Origin of the sequence: Methylomonas koyamae (genome assembly GCF_006483455.1) — a bacterium.
Taxonomy (GTDB): Bacteria; Pseudomonadota; Gammaproteobacteria; order Methylococcales; family Methylomonadaceae; genus Methylomonas; species Methylomonas koyamae_B.
This window is the reverse complement of record NZ_PPPU01000012.1, coordinates 79,215-98,508: the sequence shown is the minus strand read 5'-3', so window position 1 is coordinate 98,508 and position 19,294 is coordinate 79,215. Positions and strand designations below refer to the sequence as shown.

Below are 19,294 nucleotides of genomic sequence, written 5' to 3'. Positions count from 1 at the left end.
AACTTAAGAACAGGATTTAGGGGCGCCGCCGTTGTCGCCGGTGGTAAACGACGAACCGCAGGCGCAGCTTTTCACCGCGTTGGGATTGGTAAATTTAAAGCCTGAACCTTCCAGGCTATCGACGAAATCGATAGACATGCCGTCCAACTTGGGCATGCTCAACGGGTCGACGAAGACTTTGACTTCGCCGCAGTCGATCACGGTATCGGCTTCGCTTTCTTTCGCTTCCAGGCGCAGGCCGTAAGACAGGCCGGAACAGCCGCCGTCGGTCACTTCGATGCGCAAACCGCCGGTGGGCTTGTCGGAACTGCTGATAAAACGGCCCACGGCTTTTATCGCGCTTTCGGTAAGGGTAATCATGGATAAGTCTCCTGAAACGGGTTGGCATTGATCTTGTAACTCGTTCAAGCAACCAGCATGCCATGCGCGATTCCCCAGCTTAAGCTATTGAAAAAACTAGCAACAGCGTGCAGGCCATCCCTGATCGGCAAGCCGTTTCCCAACATTTTGTCGGCTTTGCTACAAACCACTCACAGGAGTACAGAATGAACGTAGAAGACTTGGATTTGGGCGACGTCGTGTACGCAGCGCATACGATTATCGACGACGGCAGCATGCCGTACAGCGAAGAAGGTGCGATACTGGCCGAAGCCGGAGCGCGCGGCGTCATCGTTATGAAAGGCCATGTCGAAGAAGACCCGGGGCTGACCGTTTTTTTGGTACGCTTTGAAGACAGCGAACTGAATTTGGGTCGGCCGATCGGTTGCTGGACCGAAGACCTGATCGCTCCGGACCTGGAGCCGGTAACGACGCATTGATACACGCGCGACTAACCGGCGGGACACCCGGCTGCAATGCCTCTTCGCAACGCCGCCAGTCCCTGCCCCACCCAATTTCGCACCAACAGGCTATGAGCGACGACTCCCAACAGGTACTTGCGTACCACCAGCGCACCAAACATCAACTGAATGCTTACGCCAAAGGCCCGGCATCGCTGGACTGGGACGACCAGCCCAGTCCGTTCCGCCGGTTCGACGGCTGCGAAACGTCGGCTTTACCACAGCCAGGTGCGGAATTGGACTGCAAGTTCGCCGAGCTGGATGCGCCGGGGCTGATTCCCGTTCAACCGCTAAATGTCTCCAATCTCGGCTTGTTACTGGAACTCAGTTTCGGCCTGTCCGCTTGGAAGCAATTCGGCCCGGACCGCTGGGCCTTGCGCTGCAACCCGTCCAGCGGCAATTTGCATCCGACCGAAGCCTATCTGCTCAGCACGGCCCCGGAGGTATTGGCGCCGGGCGTGTACCATTACGTCAGCCACGACCACCTTCTGGAACGGCGCTGCCGGTTCGATGCCGCCGGTTTGCCGGCCGGCTTGTACGTTGGCTTGTCGTCCATCCATTGGCGCGAAGCCTGGAAATACGGCGAACGCGCATTCCGCTATTGCCAGCACGACATCGGCCATGCCCTGGCGGCGTTGAGCTATGCCGCCGCCTGCCTGGGCTGGCACGTTGAATTGCTCAGCGAAACCGGCGACGCCGAAATCGGCGCCTGGCTCGGCTTGGACCGTGACGGCGACTTCGTCGCTGACGAGCGCGAAACGCCGGACCTGTTGTGCCGGATCGATACCGGTGCCGGCTCCGAGGGTGAATTTTCCGGGCCGGCCTTGTCGCAAGCGCTGCAGTCCGCCGACTGGTTCGGTAGCACCAAACGCTTGAGCGGCCGCCACTTCTACCGCTGGCCGATTATCGACCAAGTCGCCGAACACACGCTCAAACCCGCCACGCTGCGGGAACGGCTCGAATTACCGGCCGCCTCGCTACCCGCTGTCAGCCACGACCAGCTCGCCAGCCGTTTGATCCGCCAGCGCCGCAGCGCGCAACATTTCAACGGCAAATCGGCGCCGCTGCCGCTCGCCGACTTTTACCGTATCCTCGCCGCGCTGCTCCCCGCCGCCAAGCCGCCGTTCACGGCCTGGAACTGGCCGGCGCAGGTGCATTTGGTGTTGTTCGTGCATCGCGTCGACGGCCTCGAACCGGGCCTGTATTTCCTGCCGCGCAGCACGGAAGCCTTGGCAGAAATCCGCCCCGCCTGTTCCACAGACTACAACTGGCAACGCATCGACGCCCCGTTCGAGTGGTACCGACTGCAAGCCGGCAACGTGCGTCAGGCGGCGAAAACCTTGTCCTGCCACCAACCGATTGCCAGCGACAGCGCCTTCAGCCTGGGCATGCTGGCCCGCTTCGCCGACAACGTCTCGGCCGAGGCTTGGCGCTACCGCCGGCTGTTTTGGGAATGCGGCCTGCTCGGCCAGATTTTGTATTTGGAGGCGGAAGCGGCCGGCGTGCGCGGCACCGGCATCGGCTGCTTCTTCGACGACGCGGTGCACGGCGTGCTGGGGTTAAAAGACAACGACTGGCAAAGCCTATACCACTTTACCGTCGGCGAGCCGCTGGACGACAGCCGCCTACAGACGTTCCCGGCGTATGCTCATCTCAAAAGTTCCGCGTCAGACAAGGTGTAAAAATAATTGGCGGCCAAGCAGTTCGATTGCGATTAGAATCATCGGCTTACTTCCATCCACCGTTGAAGGCCCACTATGAGCTTAGCAGCCAATTTAATCCGATTCGCCATCAAAATAACGCCCAACTCGCTGATCGTTTGGGTCGCCAACCACGTCATGAAAGGTATCGCCGAATTGACCCAGTTCAATTTCGATCTGGATGCGCGCAGGGTCTATGTGCAAAGCCGTTTGTACGGCGAGGATTTCACGATAGACGTGGTATTGGAGGATTTTGCCGTGTTCAACGACGGCGAAAGCTACCGCTTCATTTTGCACCGCGCCCAATCCGATCGGCCCTGGCTGCAGAACATCCTGGCCAAGTTCGTCGGCAAAGCCTGGAAAATTCCGGCCATACCGGGCTTTACCAAGCCCTTGGAATTGGCCGCCGAAGTATTCGCGGCCCAAGCGCCGGCGCTGCATTTGATAGAAGGGGAGGCTTCCGCCGAGTAATAATCGCTTCCTGCCGCCGTCGATCCGCCGACGGCGGATTGACGAGATCTCATCAACGACGGACGGTGGTTACTTCCGTTTCCGTCCCACCCATTTGCCCCTCTCGGCAAATCGATCCACTCAAACCACTTCCGGCTAACACGATTCACACGAGCGTTCAAGCCAGCCATTTCACCTGCTTCGTATTCGCTAATCCATCGCGCTACAACTAGCCCGATAGGACAATTGAAACCGTAAATTATTAGTGTTTGACAATCGTCAAATCGGGGCTACTATAAGCCGGCACAACTCTTCGGATTGAGTTTTTGTCAAGGGGGAAACATGAATATCATCGCTTGGCTCAAAAAAATTTTCCAGCTTCTGCTGGCTTGCTTCACATTGACTCTCGCTGCGGTAAAGCCGAGCGGTGCAGATAGCGGCATTAGCGGCGGATCGTTCAATCCACCAACCACGTCAATTGCTAACGGTAGCTTAGGCCAACAAGCCGTATTTCGGGCAATATCTGCCGCTTGCTTTACCGCCAATCCTCTGGGCGCCTTGTGCGGCAGCGGCAACACATCAGACGTAGCCGCTCAACAACTATCGCCTCAGGCCTCGATGCAAGCAGAGTCGATTGCAATTTCATCACCCTACGATTTCGTCAAAAAAATCAACAATCGAATTCAGCGTATAAACGATTGCGACGACACCAATCAATCAGCCAAAAGCCGGGAAGACTGCAGGAAACATGGCGACGGAAGTGGGGACAACGGCTATATAGGCCCATTCGGTATTTCGATCAGCGGCGGCGGCGGCTTCGGCGACCGCAACGACGCCCGCGGCCAAACCGGCTTCGACATCAACACCCAACACGCCAACGCCATCCTGGACTACCGTTTCGACGAGCAATTTGCCGGGGGGCTGTCTTTGGGCTATCTGCACTCAGACCGGGACTTCAATTTGAATAGCGGCTATTTGAACTCCGATGCCTACCGGGTCGCTCCATTTTTAGTTTACTCACCTTCCGCCAACAGTTATGTCAGTGTTATGGCCGGTTATAGTCGGTTGGAGTTTGATTCCCTGCGCAATGTCAACGCCGGACTGGCTGACAATTCCATAACTATTAGCGGTGCGGCTGCCAGCTACGGCGCGGACCAATTTTTCACCAGCCTCGGTGCCGGTTACCTAGCGCAAATGGAATGGTTCAATTTACGCGGTTTCGTCCGCGGCGATTACAGCCACACCGAAATCGACGGCTATCAGGAAACCGGCGGCATCATGAACAGCGGCGGTAGCGCGACAATCAGTATGAACGGCCAAACCATAGACTCGTTCACTACGACAATGGGCGCCGAAATCAGTCGCGCCTTCAGCGTGCCGAGCTTATACACCGTCTTCATCCCCCGTTTCCGGGCCGAATGGGTCCACGAATTCGAAAACCGCAGGCGGCAAATCGATGCCTCTTTGGCCGGCATTCCACTGATTGGACTGACAACTGCGGCACCCGAACGCAACTGGGTCAACCTGGCTACCGGCGTGCAGATGCTGTTGCCGCAAAACATTACCGCCTTCGTCGATTACGAAGCGTTACTGATCGAAAACGGCAGCAACCAGATCGTTTCCGGCGGAGTAAAGATTCAATTTTGAGTTAGGCCCATTAACGCAAAACTGAGTCGAGGCCAACCTTTCCGAAAAGACCTCGACCGTCCCGACCATAACAAACGGCCGCTAACGGATCGGATATCCGGCAAACCAGTACCGGCCACTAAATAAAGCATCAACGCTAGAGGGGGAATCATGCGCAACAAAGCCATTGTGAAAGCGGCACGCCAGCCGGCGTCCGATCGCGCCCAACCAAACCGTTGCAGTCCGGCAAAGCCGCAGCCATTCGCCCGGCCGGAATTGCGGCGGACGGCAATCGCCAAGACCCTGCTACCGTGTGCCCTGATTTCGTGTCTTGCCGCTTGCACCACGCTGACGCAGGAATGGGCCGAAGACGAAGAAAAAATCACGGCCGGTATTTTTCTGGAACCCGACGAGCGGGCGGTATTGCCGCCCGGCATGGAACTCAGGCCGATTTACGACAAGGGCCTGGACCTGACCAAATTCATGGAAGGCTTCAGAAGCCTGCCCTACCACGACGTGGCCTACTTCTGCACCATCGGTTACGGCCATCTGATCAAGCAAGCCCGCTGCAACGGCACCGAACCGGCCGAGTTCCGCAACGGCATCAGCGAACCGCGCGGCGGCGAGCTATTGGTGTCCGACATGGAACGCGCCCAAATCGCGGTACTGACCAAAACCAAAGTGCCTTTGACTGACGGCCAATACGCCGCGCTATGCGATTTCGTCTACAACGTCGGCACCGGCAACTTCGCCAAATCCAGCCTGTTGTCGGTGGTCAACAAGCAACAATTCGACCGGGTCCCGGCCCAATTCCGCCGATGGAGCAAAGCCAACGGCCGGGTCATCAAAGGCTTGAAGATCCGCAACGAAAAACGGATCGATCTGTTTTTCGACGGGATCGGCGTCCCCCGCGCGGTCCCGGAAGCCGAGGCGGAATTGCCTGAAATCGATATTCGCTTGGGCGAAACCGGGCGATAACCGAACTTTTCATTCAGGGGCAGTAATGCCCAGCGATCACGCACCTTAGGAGAATCCCATGGCAAGCACCCATTTCAAATGGCTGATATTGGCAATCGTTACCGTGTTGGCAGGCTGCGACCTGTTCCCGTCCTGGATCAACGTCAGCGTGAATTTCAGCGATGCCAAATCCATCAAACCCGACGATCCGGTCGAATTCAACGGCGCCGTGATCGGCAAAGTCACCGGCTTAACCCCCATCAGCAGCGGCGTCACGATTGCGCTGGCGCTGGAAAAAGCCAAAGCCGCACCGGTACAAGCCAACGCCCGGGCCGCAATCGCCGTCGAGCCGCCGCCGGCCAAAATCGTTATCACTAATCCGCCGGAATCCGCGCCGCCCGTAGCGGACGGCGGCGTGCTGACGGCGTTGGAACCCAAATCCGGATTCGGCGCGATTTTGGGTGCCATTTCCGATATGAAACAGGCGGTCAGCGAGGCCGCCAAAAACCTCGGCGACTATTTCAAAGATGCCAACCAGGAATGGGCGGATTCGAAACAGAAAATGAACGAATCGCTGGCGGCATGGCAGCAGGACGCCCAATCCACCGAAACCGAAATCCGCGACCGCTACCAAAAACTGGTACAGGAAATGGAAGCGATCCGCGGCGAAGCCGGCGAACAAAGCAAACAGATTTTTCAAGATTACGACGAGATCGAGAAAGCATTGCTGGCGAAACAACAGGCGCTCAGAGACCAGGGCCAAGCCAAAGCCGCCGAAGCGCTGCAAACCTTCCGCGACGAACTTAAACACAACGTCGACAAGCTGAAATAAAGTCAGCGCCGGGCTCAGGCCCGGCAAAGTCGCCGACCACAGCTTTCGCCGGGAGTCGAAACCATGAAACGCTCCAACCGCCTCGCGCTAGAGATTTGTTGCAGCCTGCTGGGCTTGTATCTGGCAGCGGCCAGCCCATGCCTCGCAGCGATTCAACAAATTCCGGGTTGCGCCATCGAACAAACCACCGAATCCGACGGAGTCAGAAAGCTGGCTTTGATCGTCGGCGTCGGCCAATACATCTCGGACAAGGTCCCGGATCTGGCCGGCCCACCAGAAGACGCGCGCCGGATGCAGGAGATATTGTCCGGCAAGAACGGTTACGGCTTTCCGAGAGAAAACGTCTGTATGCTGCTGGACGATCAGGCCACCGTGCAAAATCTGCAGGCAGCGTTCGACAGCTTTTTGTTGCCGCGCTTGAAAGAAAAGGACATCGTCGTGTTCTACTACGCCGGCCACGGCTCGCAAACTGTCGATAAAAACGGCGACGAACCCGACGGCCAGGACGAAACCCTGGTATTGCACGATTCGCGTACCGAGCAAAACGGCACCAAAATCGGCGATTTTACTGACGACCGCTTGAACGGCCTGTTGGCCAAGCTCTATAAAAAGAGCGACAACGTCACCGTCATCCTCGACTCCTGCAATTCCGGCACCGCGACCCGCGGCGACCGGGAAACCATGGTCGCTCGCTTCGTCGAACCGGCGCCGGATCAAGCCGACGCCCCGCAAACCGAAGGCGTCGGCGACGGTGCCGGCGATTTAGCGCCGGAATCGATGCCGAATCTGATTGCGCTGACCGCGGCCAGCGACGGCACCAGCGCCCTGGAACAAGCCGGTCGCGGCATATTTACCGACGCCTTGTTGCAAGTGCTTGGCCAAGGCAGCAACCAAGCCCTGACTTACGCCCAGGCCGCCCGGCAAATTCCGGCCCTGGTCGCCGCCCGTAGTTACCAAATCCCCTATTTCCAAGGCAAGCTGGACCGGCCGGTGTTCGGCAACAGCACACGTACGGCGCCGGTGGCCTGGGAAGTCACCGAATTGGGGCCACCACTGAAACTGGCCGGTCCGCCGTTACCGGGACTGGGCGCCGGCGCCGAACTCCGTATTTACGACGGCGCGCTGAGTGGAGCGGATACCCGCGATCCGGCCAAGGCCAAAGCCAGCGTGGCAATCGACACCATGACCGGCCTGACGGCGACGGCCAATATCGTCGGCAAAAATGCGGCGGCTGCCGCGCTGGCGATCGGCGACATTGCCGTGCCGGTACGGCCGGCCGACGACTACGTCCGCATCAATGTCAGGATCAAACCCGAGTCCGAGCCCGGCGGCGTGCCGGCGGACCGCGCCGCCGCGATCAAACAGGCGATCGCCGACGATCCGGATGCGAAAACCTTACTCAACGTCGGCGACGGCCCGGGCGACTTCGAATTAAGCCTGACCTCCGACGGCTTATTGCAACTGAAAGGCCCGGAAAACCGGGTACGCAACATCTTCGGCCAGGATAGCGACGCCGCCCACAACTTGTGGCAGCACGCCCGCCAAAAAGGTTTGCTGCAATTGCGCGGCGAAGGCGGTAGCGAGTTTAGCGACAACCAGAGCCTGCAAATCGAAGTCATACCCTCTTCCAGACAAGACGACTGCGCCAAAGGCGTGTGGGAAGCAGCCGCGCCGAATGCCGACCAGGTCATGCCCTTGTGCCACCGCTGGAACGTCAAAGTCACGCTGGACAAGAACGCGCCGGCGCCGCTGCTGGTCGGCGGCGTGGTGCTGTCCACCGACGGCAGCAGCTTCGGCTTCCCGGCCGACGGCCGCCGCGAACTGCTGAAACCGGGCGAATCGACTACGTTTAGCGCAGCCGGCGAGACCTTTCGCGCCGGCCTGCCTTTGGATGTTTGGGACCAACTGATCGTGTTCGGCACCAAGGAAAAAAATCCGGTGCGTTGGGATTTGTTGACGCAAAGCGCCCGCACCCGCGCGGCCGACCCGGCCAAAACCGGTTTGTATCGGGCGCTGGACCGCTATCTGACCGGCACCCGCGGCCAGATGCAAGACAGTGAGAGTGCGGAAGACACTACCTGGACCTTGAGCAAAATCAAATTACGGGTCGAGGCCAATTCCCGCTTTCAAAAAACCGGCGACCGCGGACTCGCCGGGTTCAGCCAGACCCGCGAATTCACCATCCCGCATTTCGATATCCGCCCCTATCTGCCCGACGACCGCGACACGGCACTCTACAAAGTGCTGCAAAAAGCCGATTGGCTGGCGCAAGCCGCTGCCGGCGACGGTTTCGGCTACAAAGGCCACGCCTGGAACGCAGCGACCGATCTGGACAATTTAAAACGCGGCATCGATTGTTCGCGGGCGATCTGGTTTGCCTTTACCCGCGCCGGCCTGCCCTACAACGCCGGCGACAAATACCTGAACACGGCCGACATGGTCAAAACCGACAGCCCGCTGGCGCAGCATTTCGAGCGCTGCGACAGCGCACCGCCGCAAACCGGCGACCTGTTGGTGTACCGCGATCCGAAACGCGGCGACGGCCACGTGGTGATGGTGGTCGACCCGCTGAAGCGGATCGCCTGGGGTTCGCACGGTTACGACGGCAACGCCAAGGAACTGAAAGTCAAACCCGATATCGGCGTCGAATATCAATTGATCAAATACAAAAAGGATTGGGAACGCTGGGACCGGAAAACCATGCGCCAAAAAGCCTGCTGGCGTTACCGGCAATTCGGCGAAGAAACCCGTAGTGCCCGCGGCCTGCCCGGCGTCAAAGCCCTGGCCAAGGCTTGCGACATCAAAAGCCGCTGCGGCAACTGACCGGAACCGAGCCATGAGCCCAGCTTCTCTCTACCTCGACCGACGCACCTTTCTGAAATACGCGGCCCTAGTGGCCGCCTATGCCGGAAAAATCGGAGTCTCGGGCTGGTCAGAAGCCTTTGCCGCCGAACTTGCCGGCGCCGGCTCGTTGCCGCTGACGTCTATCGTCTACGCCGAATTCAAAGACGATTTCGCCCAAGCCCGGGCCAAGGCGGAGACTCAAACCGCAGCCGCCCGAACCGCAGCAAATCCGGAACGTTTGGCCGATGCGCTGCTGGGTTTGGGCGTCGTCCGCTTAATGCAAGGCGAAGCGGCCGCTGCCGCCGGCCATTTCCGCGAGATCGAAACCGTGGTGCCGGCCGATTCGCTGCGCCAACTGCGGGCGACCAGCTTTACCGAGATGGCCGCTTACCAGCAATTCAACCATTTTCCGAACGAAAGCGGCGGCAGCGTCTCCGACATGGAATCAGGGCAAACCCAGCGTTTCATGGCACTGCTGGCGGAAACCGGCAAACGTAAGTCGGCATTGCGCACCCAAGTCTCGGCAGCGCAAGCGCTCCAGGAAAATGCCTTCGTCGGCGAAGAGCTGGACGGCATCAAATCGCTGCAGTCGGCGCTGGATTCGGCGGCCACGCTACCGATGACCCCGCAACAACGCACGCAATTGCTGAACCAGGTATTGACGATGCTGACGCCGGACAGCCAAACGGGCTACCCGCCGGCATGGCAAGCCGTGGTGTTGCGTAACCGGGCCGATCTCTACCGCCGCGGCGGCGACCTGCAAACCGCGCTGGTTTATTGGCAGCAAGCCAAACAACTTTATCTGCAAATCGGCGACAAAGCCGGTGCCGGCGCCTGCTGGCTAGCGGAAGGCGACGCCTACGCCGCGCCGTTATCGTCGCCGCTGGTATTCAATACCGCGCTGAACCCGCCGCCCAACGCCGACAGCAGTTTGTCTTCGCAAGCGATGGAACGCGAGTTGGACCGCTCCGCCGTCGATATCCGGCGAGCGACTGATGCCTACGCCCAAGCCGCGGCACTATTCGCGGCGGCCGGCGACTGCCCGCGCGGCGAAGCGGCAGTTAGCTTGCGCCATGCCTATTTGGCGGCGTTGGCAAACGACACTGCCGCAGCGCTGGCCACAGCAAGCGGCGCCCGCGAGCAGTTCCAAGCTGCCGGCGACGGTTACGGTTACCGGACCGCCGCCGCGCATGTCGCGTTGCTGAAAGTCGCCGACGGCCAAGTGCCGGAACCGCGCGACATCGCCGCCGGCATCGGCGAGTGGGGCAAAACCGCCGGCTCGTTCAGTTATGCATTGGGTCTGGGATTCCTGCACAGCCGCCTCGGCTGGCACTGGCTGTTGCGCGATGCCGATTTCGAGCGGGCGCTGGCCTGCTTTCGTCTGGCGGAATCGCTGTATACCGGCCTGGGTTCGACGCCGCGGCGGGTGCAAAGCCTGATGGACCAGGGCTATCTGCTGCGTAAGCTGGGCGAGCGCGACGCCGCCATCGTCCACCTGCAACAGGCGGTCGAATTGCAATCGGCGGCCCAAAACTCGGCCAAGCTCGACGCCAACGCGCCGCTGCGGCTGCTGTTGTCGCTGCACGGCCTGTGGCAGGCCTATCTGGACGCTATGGACGCCGACAATATGGAGACCATCGCCGGCAAACTGCAAACCCAACTCGATTGGTTGAAGACTCACCCGATTAGCGACAATACCGGCGCCGGCTCCTTGGTGACGCAACTGGCGCAGGAGGCCATCGAATACACCGCCGTCAATGCCCCGTGTTACCGGGCGCTGGCCGCACGCAATGCCGGCGATCGCACGGAAGCGGAGCGGCAATTTGCCATTGCACTGGCGGCAGCCGACAAAACGGCTCAACACCACCGCGACTTTCAGTTGGCGATCGTCCACGCCCAGCGCAAAGACTACCCTGCCGCCGCCGCAGCCTATAGCCGCTATCTGCCAAAACAAATCGGCGCATCGCCGTTACTAAGCGGCATCGAAGCGCTGGCAGCGCAGATCGGCGGCGAAGCAATCCAGGCCGGCGTCCAACAACAATGGCGTAATAGCCAGCAGCAGGCGGCGCTGTTCTTCTGCATGATTAAGGCCTACGCCGATTCGGCGGACCATCTCGGCCAATTGGAAAACCGCTTCGGTAAAGATTGGTGGCAAAGCGAAGACAAGCCCTGGGAGAGTCTGCAAACCTACGGCGAAGTCGCCGAAGGCCTGGAAAATTTAACCCAGGCGGCCGAGTACTATGCCAAAGCGCTGGATGCGTTCGAACGTTCCCGGCAATTGCTGCGGCGGGACAACTTCAAAACCGCCTTATCCTCCGCCTCCAGCTCGCAATACCTGTATTTTTTGCCGGCCAGAAACGCGTTGAAATTGGCGGCATCGCAACCGGCATCAGCAGCCAGCCACCGGCAAACCGCCTACCACTATGCCGAGCGCGGCAAAGCCCGCGCGCTGTTGGACCTGATGGCTAACGGCGCGAATCGCCCCGAGCGTAACGCAGATGAAAGCGTCCGCCGCTGGCTGCAAGATACGGCCAAGCTGGCGACCTGGGGCAGCCTATTGGCTGGCGAGCGCGGCGCGCAATCGCCCGATGCCGGCCGGATTGCCTATCTGGAACAAAAAATTGCCGCCGCCGAAACTCAATTGCGCCAGACCGAAACCCAACTGGCCGCAGCAAATCCCAGCTTCTACCGCTCCGTCAATCGCCAGGCGCCGATCGCCGACGTCGGCCAAATTGCCGGCCTGCTGCCGGCCGGCACGGCTTTGCTGCAATACGCCTTTCTCGGTGAAGACCTGCTGACCTGGGCAATCGACAGTCAAGGTCTGATTACGGCAGGGCGGCAGAACATCGACGCCAAGCAGCTGGACCGCCAAGTACGCGATTTCCATACCGCCTGCGAACGCCGCGGCGACTACCGCCAAACCGGCGACCAGCTCAGCGCATGGTTGCTGAAACCGTTTGCCGACGTCCTCGCTACGCACAATCGCCTGCTCATCGTACCCTACGGTTCGACCCACGGCCTACCGTTCCATGCCTTACCCTGGCAAGGCCGGCCGCTGATCGCCGGCCACAGCCTGTCCTATCTGCCCAGCGCCAGCATTCTGCAGTTTCTCGCCAAGCCCGATAACGGCACTAAACCGAAGGTGTTGGCAGTCGGCAATCCGGCCAAGATGGCCTACCAATCGCCGTTTGCCGAGCATGCAGTAGCCCAACCGGCGCTGCCGTCAGCCGAAACCGAAGCCGCCCACATTGCCCAGTTAAACGATAACAGCCTCGTGTTGACCGGGCCGGCGGCGACGGTAGCGGCGGTAAGAAAGGCGTTACCGGATTTCAATGTGCTGCACTTTGCCACCCACGGCGTACTGGCGGAAAACGCGCCGTTGTTGTCGTCGATTCTGCTGGCCGACGGCGGCGCGTTGACCGTGCAGGACTTGATCGGACTGCGCTTGAACGCCGATTTGGTGGTGTTGAGTGCCTGTCGCACCGGCCAAGGCAAAGCCGCCGGCGGCGACGATGTGTTGGGCTTCAGTCGCGGTTTGCTGGCGGCCGGCGCCCGCGCCGCGATCGTCAGCCTCTGGCCGGTCGACGATTTGGCGACCAGCCTGCTGATGGCCGAGTTTTACCGGCACCTGCAGGCCGGCGAGACACCGGGCTCGGCGCTGCAGGCAGCACAGCTTCATTTACAAACCCTGAGTCCGGATGCGATCAAATCCGGCCGGCGCGAGGCGTTAAACAGCCGCGGCGTATCGGTGGATATCGACGCCTCGCCGGCCGACTACCGGCACCCGTACTACTGGGCGCCTTTCGTGCTGGTGGGCTGAAACGGACCTCGGCGGATTTAGGAGAATTGAATATGCAACGGCAAAGCCAGCCTCCAATGACGACACCCTTTGCGGCAAGCGCAATCGGCCGCTTCGCTGTCTGGCTCGGCTGCGTTTTGCTGCTGACCGGCTGCGCCGGCGGCATGTCGCGCTCGGGCGGCATGCAATTGGCCGGCTGCCCGGTCAACGCCAGCCGGGTTGGCGACCCGGCGGAAGGCAGCAACCGCAGCGCCGAGGAACGGATGATCGTCGATTGCCAACTGCCCGGACTGCACATCGAAGTCGGAACCGGCATTTTCTATACCACGCCACCGCGCCCGGCCCGTACCAGTTTATGGCAATGCCGGGCTAGCGGCGGCCAGCATGTAGCCTTCGACGCCGCCAATTTGCAGCAGGTCGCCAACGTCTGGAAAGAATGCGCGGAAGCCGGCGATAAGATTGCCCAAACCTATCTCGGCGAGTTCTACGAACGCGCCGCCGATTACGCCAATGCCGCGGTTTGGTACCGCAAAGCCGCCGAGCAAGACTATTCCCGCGCCCAAGCCAATCTGGGATTTTTACTGGAAAAAGGGTTGGGTATCGGCAAAGACTCCACTGCATCGATGGAATGGTATCGCAAAGCCGCCGGTTTGCCGGCTCAGGCTCCGCCGGCGAACGACAATGCCGAAACGGCCAAATTGCGTACGGAACTGGCCCAGACCAACCTATTGCTGGTTAACGCTCAAGCCGGCTTGAAGCAGCAAATTGCGGAAAAGTTAGCGCTGGCGATGCAAATCAAAAAACAACCGCCATCCCACCCCGATCCGGCCGAACAACAGCTCAACCAGCAATTGCAGCAACGGATTAGCGAACTGGAACAAAAAGCCAAAGCCGACCAAGACCAAATCGCCAAGTTGCAAAGCCAGATCGCCCAAACCGAAACCAAGTTGCGCGGCCAAGGCGTGGAAACCGAAACGATCGCCGCGCCCGCTGTCGGCCGCTATTTTGCGCTGGTGATCGGCATAGACGATTACACCGCGATGAATCAACTGCAAACCCCGGTCAACGACGCCAAAGCGGTGGCCGAATTGCTGCGCGGCAAATTCGGCTTCACCTCGGTCACGCTGCTGCTGAATCAAGAGGCGACCCGCTCACGAATCTGGCAGGCGATTTTCGACTTGCGCCAGCAAACGACCGACAACGACAACCTGCTGATTTATTACGCCGGTCACGGTCAGGAAGAAAACACGGCGGGGTTCTGGCTGCCGATCGATGCCGACAAGCCGCCGCGCAGCGATACCTGGATCAGCGATTACGAAATTGCCCGCAACACCGCGCCGCAAGTGATGCGCGCCAGACACGTGCTAATCGTGGCCGACTCCTGTTTTTCCGGATCGTTACGCAATACCGCCTTGATGTCGACCCCGCAATTGACCGCCGCGACCGGCCAGCCCGGTTCGATTGTTGCACTGAAATCGTCGCTGATATCGCGCAAATACTTGACCTCCGGCGGCGACGAACCGGTGTTGGACAAGGGCCGCGGCAAACATTCGGTGTTCGCCGCGGCATTCATCGACTTCTTGAAAAATTACAACAAGCCGGACCCGGTCTCGGCCGATGCTATTCACGACCAGATCGAAGAAACGGTTTACGACCAGTCTTCCCGGCTCGGCCATCCGCAACGGCCGTTGTACGGCCCGATTCAGGGCGCCGGCGACACCGCCGGCGAGTTTTACTTTCGACCCAGCGGACAGACGGCCGCCAACCAAGCCGAGACAAATTGGCTTAGCACCCGGTTGCTTTCTGCCGGTGAAACCGGCCTCAGTACTCGGCTTTCCGGCAATCAGTCGTACAGTCGATTCAGCGCCGCCAGCCGGGGGAGATTTTAAATGTTCGAACAAACCGACCAAAAATTATCGGCCTGGGTCGGCGCCGTCGCCGCCGGAACCAGGATATCGTTCGAGCCGCCCGGCGTCCCGGCCGCCGAACCGACCGTCGTGTTGTACCTGCTGGATTTCAGACGTCTGACTTCATCTGCGGCCGCGCGCAGCCCGCAACCGCAATTGCTGTTGAACTATCTGATAACGGTGCAGGCCGCCGATCAAACCGCGGCACACCGATTATTGGGCACCCTGGTCGCGGCAGCCGTGCAACAAACCGAATTCGAATACGAGTTTGCGCCGCCACCGCTCGAAGTCTGGCAAGCCTTCGCCGCCAAACCGGCGCCGGCTTTTACGATCAAGGTTCCGGTAACGCTACCGCTGGCCGAACCAACGGTGCCGCGCATCAAAGCACCGCCACAGGTCAGGATGGGCCCGGTCGCGACTTTCAGCGGCCGCCTGCTCGGCCCCGGCGAGATTCCATTGGCCGACACCGACGTCGAGCTGGTGGCGGCCGGCCGTTACACCCGGACCGATGCCGCCGGCAATTTCAGCTTTGCCGGCATCGATCCGAACCAACACCGTCGCGGTTATCTGATCCGCGCCAAACGACGCGAGTTATTAGTGGAACCCGCTAATTCGACTCAAGAACCCGTAGTAATACATTTCGAGCAATTGGAGATCTGACATGGCTACCTATCTGACACCGGGCGTTTATATCGAAGAGCTCTCGACCGGATCGAATTCTATCGAAATGGTGGGATCCGAAGTCGCCGCTTTCCTGGGCGTGGCCCCCGCCGCGAACAAGCACCTGAACGAAGCCTTCGCCTGCAACAACTGGCAGCAATTCGTCCGCGAATTCACCGCCGAGGACAGCGAAAGTACCGATCTGGCCCGATCGGTGTACGCCTTTTTCTGTAACGGCGGCTCGCGCTGTTATGTGGTCAATGTCGGCAAAGGCGGCTCGGTGGTCGGCGACGCCCGCAAGCGCACCGGCCTGTATTGTCTGGAACCGATCGACGAAATCGCCATCGTCGCCGCACCGGGCTATACCGACAAAACCACGCAGGAAGCCCTGAAAACCTTCTGCGAGAATCGGCAGGACGTGGTGGCGATCCTCGATGCCTCGCGCGACGCCGAAAAGAACATCGACGCGCTGAAGCAGATCGGCAGCGAAGAAGCCAGCGACGCCGCGGCCAAGCCGGCCGACGCCCCAGCCGTGAAAGGCTTGTTGCCGAGCGGCTCCGACCGCGGCTTCACCGCGCTTTACTTCCCCTGGGTAGTCGCCGCCGACCCGCTGAATCCGCTGCAAAAAGTGGCGACGCCACCGTCCGGTTTCATGGCCGGGATCTACGCCAAAACCGACGTCCACAAAGCGCCGGCCAACCAAGTGCTGAACGGCGCGCTGGGTTTGACCTACATGCTGACCCATCAGGAACAAGGCGAATTGAACCGGCTCGGCGTCAATTGCATCCGCTCGTTTCCGACTTCCGGAATCCGGGTTTGGGGCGCCCGCACTTTGAGTTCGCGCAGCGAGTGGCGCTACGTCAACGTCCGCCGCCTGTTCAACTCAGTGGAAGAATCGCTGGCCAAAGGCACGCTGTGGACCGTGTTCGAACCCAACGAACGCATTCTGTGGAACTCGGTGGTGCGCAACGTCTCGGCTTTTCTGACCCGATTGTGGCGTAGCGGCGCTTTGAAGGGCGCAACGCCGGAGCAGGCCTTCTTCGTCAAATGCGACGCGGAAACCAATCCGCAGGAAGTCATCGACGCCGGCCAACTGATCATCGAAATCGGCATCGCGCCGGTGAAACCGGCCGAATTCATCATCTTCCGCATCGGGCAATGGGCCGGCGCGACGCCGGTAGAACCGCAAAACGCGGCATAGATCAATCAGCGACCAAGCAACCAGGAGAACGACCATGGCAGAAGCGGAAATTTACCGAAATTACAATTTCATCCTCGAATGGGGCGGCCAGAACGGCGCCTATTTCACCGAAATCGACGGCCTCAGCATCGACGTCGAGACCATCGATTACCGGGAAGGCGGCGCCGCACCGGCGGTACGCAAACTGGAAGGCCGGGTTGCCTACGGCAACGTGGTGTTGCGTTGGGGCGTTTCCGACAATAAAGACGTCTGGAATTGGTTGATGCAATCGACGCGCGGCAAAGCCGACCGCCGGGAAATATCGATCATTTTGCTGAAGCCTTACGGCCAGGCCGAGGAAGCCACCCGCTGGAACCTGCACAACGCCTGGCCCTGCAAATGGAAAGGCGCCCGGCTGGAATCGCTGGGCCAGGGCGTGGCGATTCAGACCCTGGAAATCGCCCACGAAGGCCTGGAACAACGCTAAGCGGGAACGGCTATGGGACGCACGCTGCTGATGAACCTGGGACACTGGCTGCAAAGCTGGGGCAATCGTTTAGTCGAACGCTACCAGACCGTCAATCCGGCCGGCGACCTTGCCGAAGCAGAGGATGGGGCAGCGCCTGTAGCAGGCTCATCCGCCAGGGTACCGCCGCCGCACTGGGTGGCTTTGGTCCAAGCCGAGGCGCCTTGGCTGCTGGAAGACTACGTTTGGCCGGAGACCGGGGCTTATCGAACCGCGACCGAGCCAAGCGCCGCGACCCGCACCGGCCGCCCAGGAAACGAACCGGAGCCGAGCCGCCGAGCGCCCGCCGCCCAAGCTCGAGCAGCGAATACGCCGGCGCCGGCAGTAGCCGGCTCACCGTTAACCGGCGGTCAACCCGTGCCGGAAACCGCTGCCACGAATCACCACAGCCCAGCCCAGCCATTGCCCTCGCCTGCCAAGCTCTGGCTGCGCCGGCACAGTAAGGCCAAGCCGACGCTCCCCGGCCAAGCCAGCCGCACCCGGCAGTCCGCACGGCCCAGTGCGACTATCGAACCCAGCGATGCCCCCTCCCGGCGAGCTGAAACACCGCGCACCGACCCGCCGGCCCGACCCACGCCGATTTCAACCGAAATGGGTTCGGCAAAGCCCGCGTCGGCTGCCTCGACTCGGCGCCGGATCGAAAGCCACCCGGCGCCTGGGGCTGCGTACCGCAAGCAACAGCAAACAGCCCGTCATCAGTTCGAAGCGACACCAGCGCCGCGGCCTGCCACGATCGAACCGGAATCGGCGTCGCGTACCCGGCAATTTGCCGGCCAAACTGAAGCGGCCGGCAAAGCGGACCGGCAAAATCCGCCGGCCGCTAGCCGGCGCCTGATTGCGCTGGCTCAACTACCGGCAAGGCCGCAGCAGACCGCCCCGATCCAGGGCAACGCCACCCGCTCGGCCGAGCCGATCGCAGTTTCCCACAACCCGTCGCCCGCAACCCAGCCGCTGCTTGGCGCGGTTCCGGCCAAGCCGACGCTACCAGCCGAGTCACAGCCGGCCAAACCGGAAAACTGGCAGCGGCAAAACTGGCCGCAATTACCCGACGAATCGGCGGACCAATTCGCACAACGCTGCCAACGCTGGCCGGATCTGCCGGATCAATTTTCGGAATCCGGCGCCCAAACCCAGCGCCCAGCCGAGCCGATGAGCCGCGAACTGGAACGTAACCGCCGGCTGGCGCAGGAACAACGGGGGCTGGCATGGAACGAGTAGCCTTTGTATTGGAACACAGCGGCGAACAATTACGCTGCCTGTTGAACCCGGAAACACTGGTCATGCGGCGCAAGGCCGGCATCCAGCCCCGGCAGTCCTCGGCCGCAATCCTGACCGGCCACGGTCTGGCCGACGATTGCTATATCCAGACCGGCGGCGGCACTACCGTTTTGGAGCTGGATCTGCTGTTTGATGTCAATATCGCCGGCTCGTCGATCGGCAGCGAAGACGTGCGCGACCTGACCCGGCCGTTCTGGAATCTGGCCGAGAACAACGCCAAAACCGGCGGCAGCGGCCAAGTCCCGGTCTGCCGCTTCGTCTGGGGCAAAAGCTGGAACATTCCCGGCGTGGTGACCGCCGTCGCCGAACGACTGGAACATTTCAATCAGGACGGCGTCCCGCAGCGTTCCTGGCTGCGGATGCGGCTGCTGCGGGTCAACGAACCGCCGATACCGACCGACGCCGATTTTCCCGAAGCGATGGCTATCGAAAATTTCACTTACCCCGGTAACGCGCCGCTCCCGGCCGGCGGTTTGCAACACATGATTGCCGCAGCCGAAACCGAACTGGCGGAGGCCGATGCCGCCGCCGACAATAGCAGCAGCGATCGCCCCGACCTGTTGTCGTTCCAGTATTTCGGCGATCCGGGCCGCTGGCGGGAATTGTTTGCCAACACCGTCGTTGCCGATCCGTTAAACATTGCCTCCGGGACCGTGCTGGAAATCGGCCCGGCCGCCCCCGCCGCCGAGCCTTAGC

At 60.7% G+C, this 19,294-nt stretch carries 15 protein-coding genes; 14 read left to right on the top strand and 1 reads right to left on the bottom strand.

The annotated features are described in order from the left end of the window. Nucleotides 1-3: 3 nt before the first annotated feature. Entirely contained in the window at nucleotides 4-360 is a 357-nt protein-coding gene (locus tag C2U68_RS06410; protein WP_140911688.1) for a HesB/IscA family protein, read from the bottom strand. 185 nt (nucleotides 361-545) lie between these two features. On the opposite strand from C2U68_RS06410, the gene C2U68_RS06405 reads away from it, so the two are divergent. The 14 genes from C2U68_RS06405 (at nucleotide 546) to C2U68_RS06340 (ending at nucleotide 19,293) form a co-directional block, all read left to right on the top strand. Then, nucleotides 546-818, top strand: coding sequence for a nitrogen fixation protein NifZ (locus C2U68_RS06405; protein ID WP_140911687.1), 273 nt, complete (start codon nucleotides 546-548; stop codon nucleotides 816-818). 92 nt (nucleotides 819-910) lie between these two features. Beyond that, nucleotides 911-2,521, top strand: a complete 1,611-nt coding sequence (locus tag C2U68_RS06400) for a SagB/ThcOx family dehydrogenase (protein ID WP_140911686.1) — start codon at nucleotides 911-913, stop codon at nucleotides 2,519-2,521. A gap of 75 nt (nucleotides 2,522-2,596) precedes the next feature. Continuing rightward, nucleotides 2,597-3,010 carry a hypothetical protein gene (locus C2U68_RS06395; RefSeq protein ID WP_140911685.1) on the top strand — a complete coding sequence of 138 codons (414 nt, stop codon included), beginning with the start codon at nucleotides 2,597-2,599 and terminating at the stop codon, nucleotides 3,008-3,010. A gap of 321 nt (nucleotides 3,011-3,331) precedes the next feature. Beyond that, on the top strand, nucleotides 3,332-4,636 hold the full coding sequence (locus C2U68_RS06390) for an autotransporter outer membrane beta-barrel domain-containing protein (RefSeq protein WP_140911684.1): 1,305 nt from the start codon (nucleotides 3,332-3,334) through the stop codon (nucleotides 4,634-4,636). 150 nt (nucleotides 4,637-4,786) lie between these two features. After that, the gene (locus tag C2U68_RS06385; RefSeq protein WP_140911683.1) at nucleotides 4,787-5,593 is read left to right on the top strand and encodes a lysozyme; all 807 of its coding nucleotides are present in this window, start codon (nucleotides 4,787-4,789) and stop codon (nucleotides 5,591-5,593) included. A 58-nt stretch (nucleotides 5,594-5,651) separates the two neighbouring features. Beyond that, nucleotides 5,652-6,404 carry an MlaD family protein gene (locus C2U68_RS06380; protein WP_140911682.1) on the top strand — a complete coding sequence of 251 codons (753 nt, stop codon included), beginning with the start codon at nucleotides 5,652-5,654 and terminating at the stop codon, nucleotides 6,402-6,404. A 63-nt stretch (nucleotides 6,405-6,467) separates the two neighbouring features. After that, a complete protein-coding gene (locus C2U68_RS06375; RefSeq protein ID WP_140911681.1) occupies nucleotides 6,468-9,227 on the top strand; it encodes a caspase family protein in 2,760 nt (919 codons plus the stop codon). A gap of 13 nt (nucleotides 9,228-9,240) precedes the next feature. Further along, on the top strand, nucleotides 9,241-13,068 hold the full coding sequence (locus C2U68_RS06370) for a CHAT domain-containing protein (protein ID WP_140911680.1): 3,828 nt from the start codon (nucleotides 9,241-9,243) through the stop codon (nucleotides 13,066-13,068). Between the two features lie 56 nt (nucleotides 13,069-13,124). Continuing rightward, nucleotides 13,125-14,936, top strand: a complete 1,812-nt coding sequence (locus C2U68_RS06365; protein WP_186289511.1) for a caspase family protein — start codon at nucleotides 13,125-13,127, stop codon at nucleotides 14,934-14,936. Next, nucleotides 14,937-15,614 (top strand): hypothetical protein, encoded by a 678-nt coding sequence (locus tag C2U68_RS06360; RefSeq protein WP_140911678.1) that lies wholly within the window; start codon nucleotides 14,937-14,939, stop codon nucleotides 15,612-15,614. Between the two features lies 1 nt (nucleotide 15,615). Continuing rightward, complete coding sequence (locus C2U68_RS06355) at nucleotides 15,616-16,815, top strand: phage tail sheath family protein (protein ID WP_140911677.1); 1,200 nt, start codon at nucleotides 15,616-15,618, stop codon at nucleotides 16,813-16,815. Nucleotides 16,816-16,849: 34 nt separating this feature from the next. Further along, the gene (locus C2U68_RS06350; protein ID WP_140911676.1) at nucleotides 16,850-17,281 is read left to right on the top strand and encodes a phage tail protein; all 432 of its coding nucleotides are present in this window, start codon (nucleotides 16,850-16,852) and stop codon (nucleotides 17,279-17,281) included. A gap of 12 nt (nucleotides 17,282-17,293) precedes the next feature. Continuing rightward, nucleotides 17,294-18,538 carry a hypothetical protein gene (locus C2U68_RS06345; protein ID WP_140911675.1) on the top strand — a complete coding sequence of 415 codons (1,245 nt, stop codon included), beginning with the start codon at nucleotides 17,294-17,296 and terminating at the stop codon, nucleotides 18,536-18,538. Beyond that, entirely contained in the window at nucleotides 18,526-19,293 is a 768-nt protein-coding gene (locus C2U68_RS06340) for a hypothetical protein (protein WP_140911674.1), read from the top strand. Before C2U68_RS06345 ends, C2U68_RS06340 begins: the two co-directional genes overlap by 13 nt. Nucleotide 19,294: the final 1 nt, after the last annotated feature.

Coding starts and splice junctions, on each gene's coding strand:
- C2U68_RS06410 (WP_140911688.1), bottom strand. CDS start 360: ATGATTACCCTTACCGAAAGCGCGATAAAAGCCGTGGGCCGTTTTATC.
- C2U68_RS06405 (WP_140911687.1), top strand. CDS start 546: ATGAACGTAGAAGACTTGGATTTGGGCGACGTCGTGTACGCAGCGCAT.
- C2U68_RS06400 (WP_140911686.1), top strand. CDS start 911: ATGAGCGACGACTCCCAACAGGTACTTGCGTACCACCAGCGCACCAAA.
- C2U68_RS06395 (WP_140911685.1), top strand. CDS start 2,597: ATGAGCTTAGCAGCCAATTTAATCCGATTCGCCATCAAAATAACGCCC.
- C2U68_RS06390 (WP_140911684.1), top strand. CDS start 3,332: ATGAATATCATCGCTTGGCTCAAAAAAATTTTCCAGCTTCTGCTGGCT.
- C2U68_RS06385 (WP_140911683.1), top strand. CDS start 4,787: ATGCGCAACAAAGCCATTGTGAAAGCGGCACGCCAGCCGGCGTCCGAT.
- C2U68_RS06380 (WP_140911682.1), top strand. CDS start 5,652: ATGGCAAGCACCCATTTCAAATGGCTGATATTGGCAATCGTTACCGTG.
- C2U68_RS06375 (WP_140911681.1), top strand. CDS start 6,468: ATGAAACGCTCCAACCGCCTCGCGCTAGAGATTTGTTGCAGCCTGCTG.
- C2U68_RS06370 (WP_140911680.1), top strand. CDS start 9,241: ATGAGCCCAGCTTCTCTCTACCTCGACCGACGCACCTTTCTGAAATAC.
- C2U68_RS06365 (WP_186289511.1), top strand. CDS start 13,125: ATGACGACACCCTTTGCGGCAAGCGCAATCGGCCGCTTCGCTGTCTGG.
- C2U68_RS06360 (WP_140911678.1), top strand. CDS start 14,937: ATGTTCGAACAAACCGACCAAAAATTATCGGCCTGGGTCGGCGCCGTC.
- C2U68_RS06355 (WP_140911677.1), top strand. CDS start 15,616: ATGGCTACCTATCTGACACCGGGCGTTTATATCGAAGAGCTCTCGACC.
- C2U68_RS06350 (WP_140911676.1), top strand. CDS start 16,850: ATGGCAGAAGCGGAAATTTACCGAAATTACAATTTCATCCTCGAATGG.
- C2U68_RS06345 (WP_140911675.1), top strand. CDS start 17,294: ATGGGACGCACGCTGCTGATGAACCTGGGACACTGGCTGCAAAGCTGG.
- C2U68_RS06340 (WP_140911674.1), top strand. CDS start 18,526: ATGGAACGAGTAGCCTTTGTATTGGAACACAGCGGCGAACAATTACGC.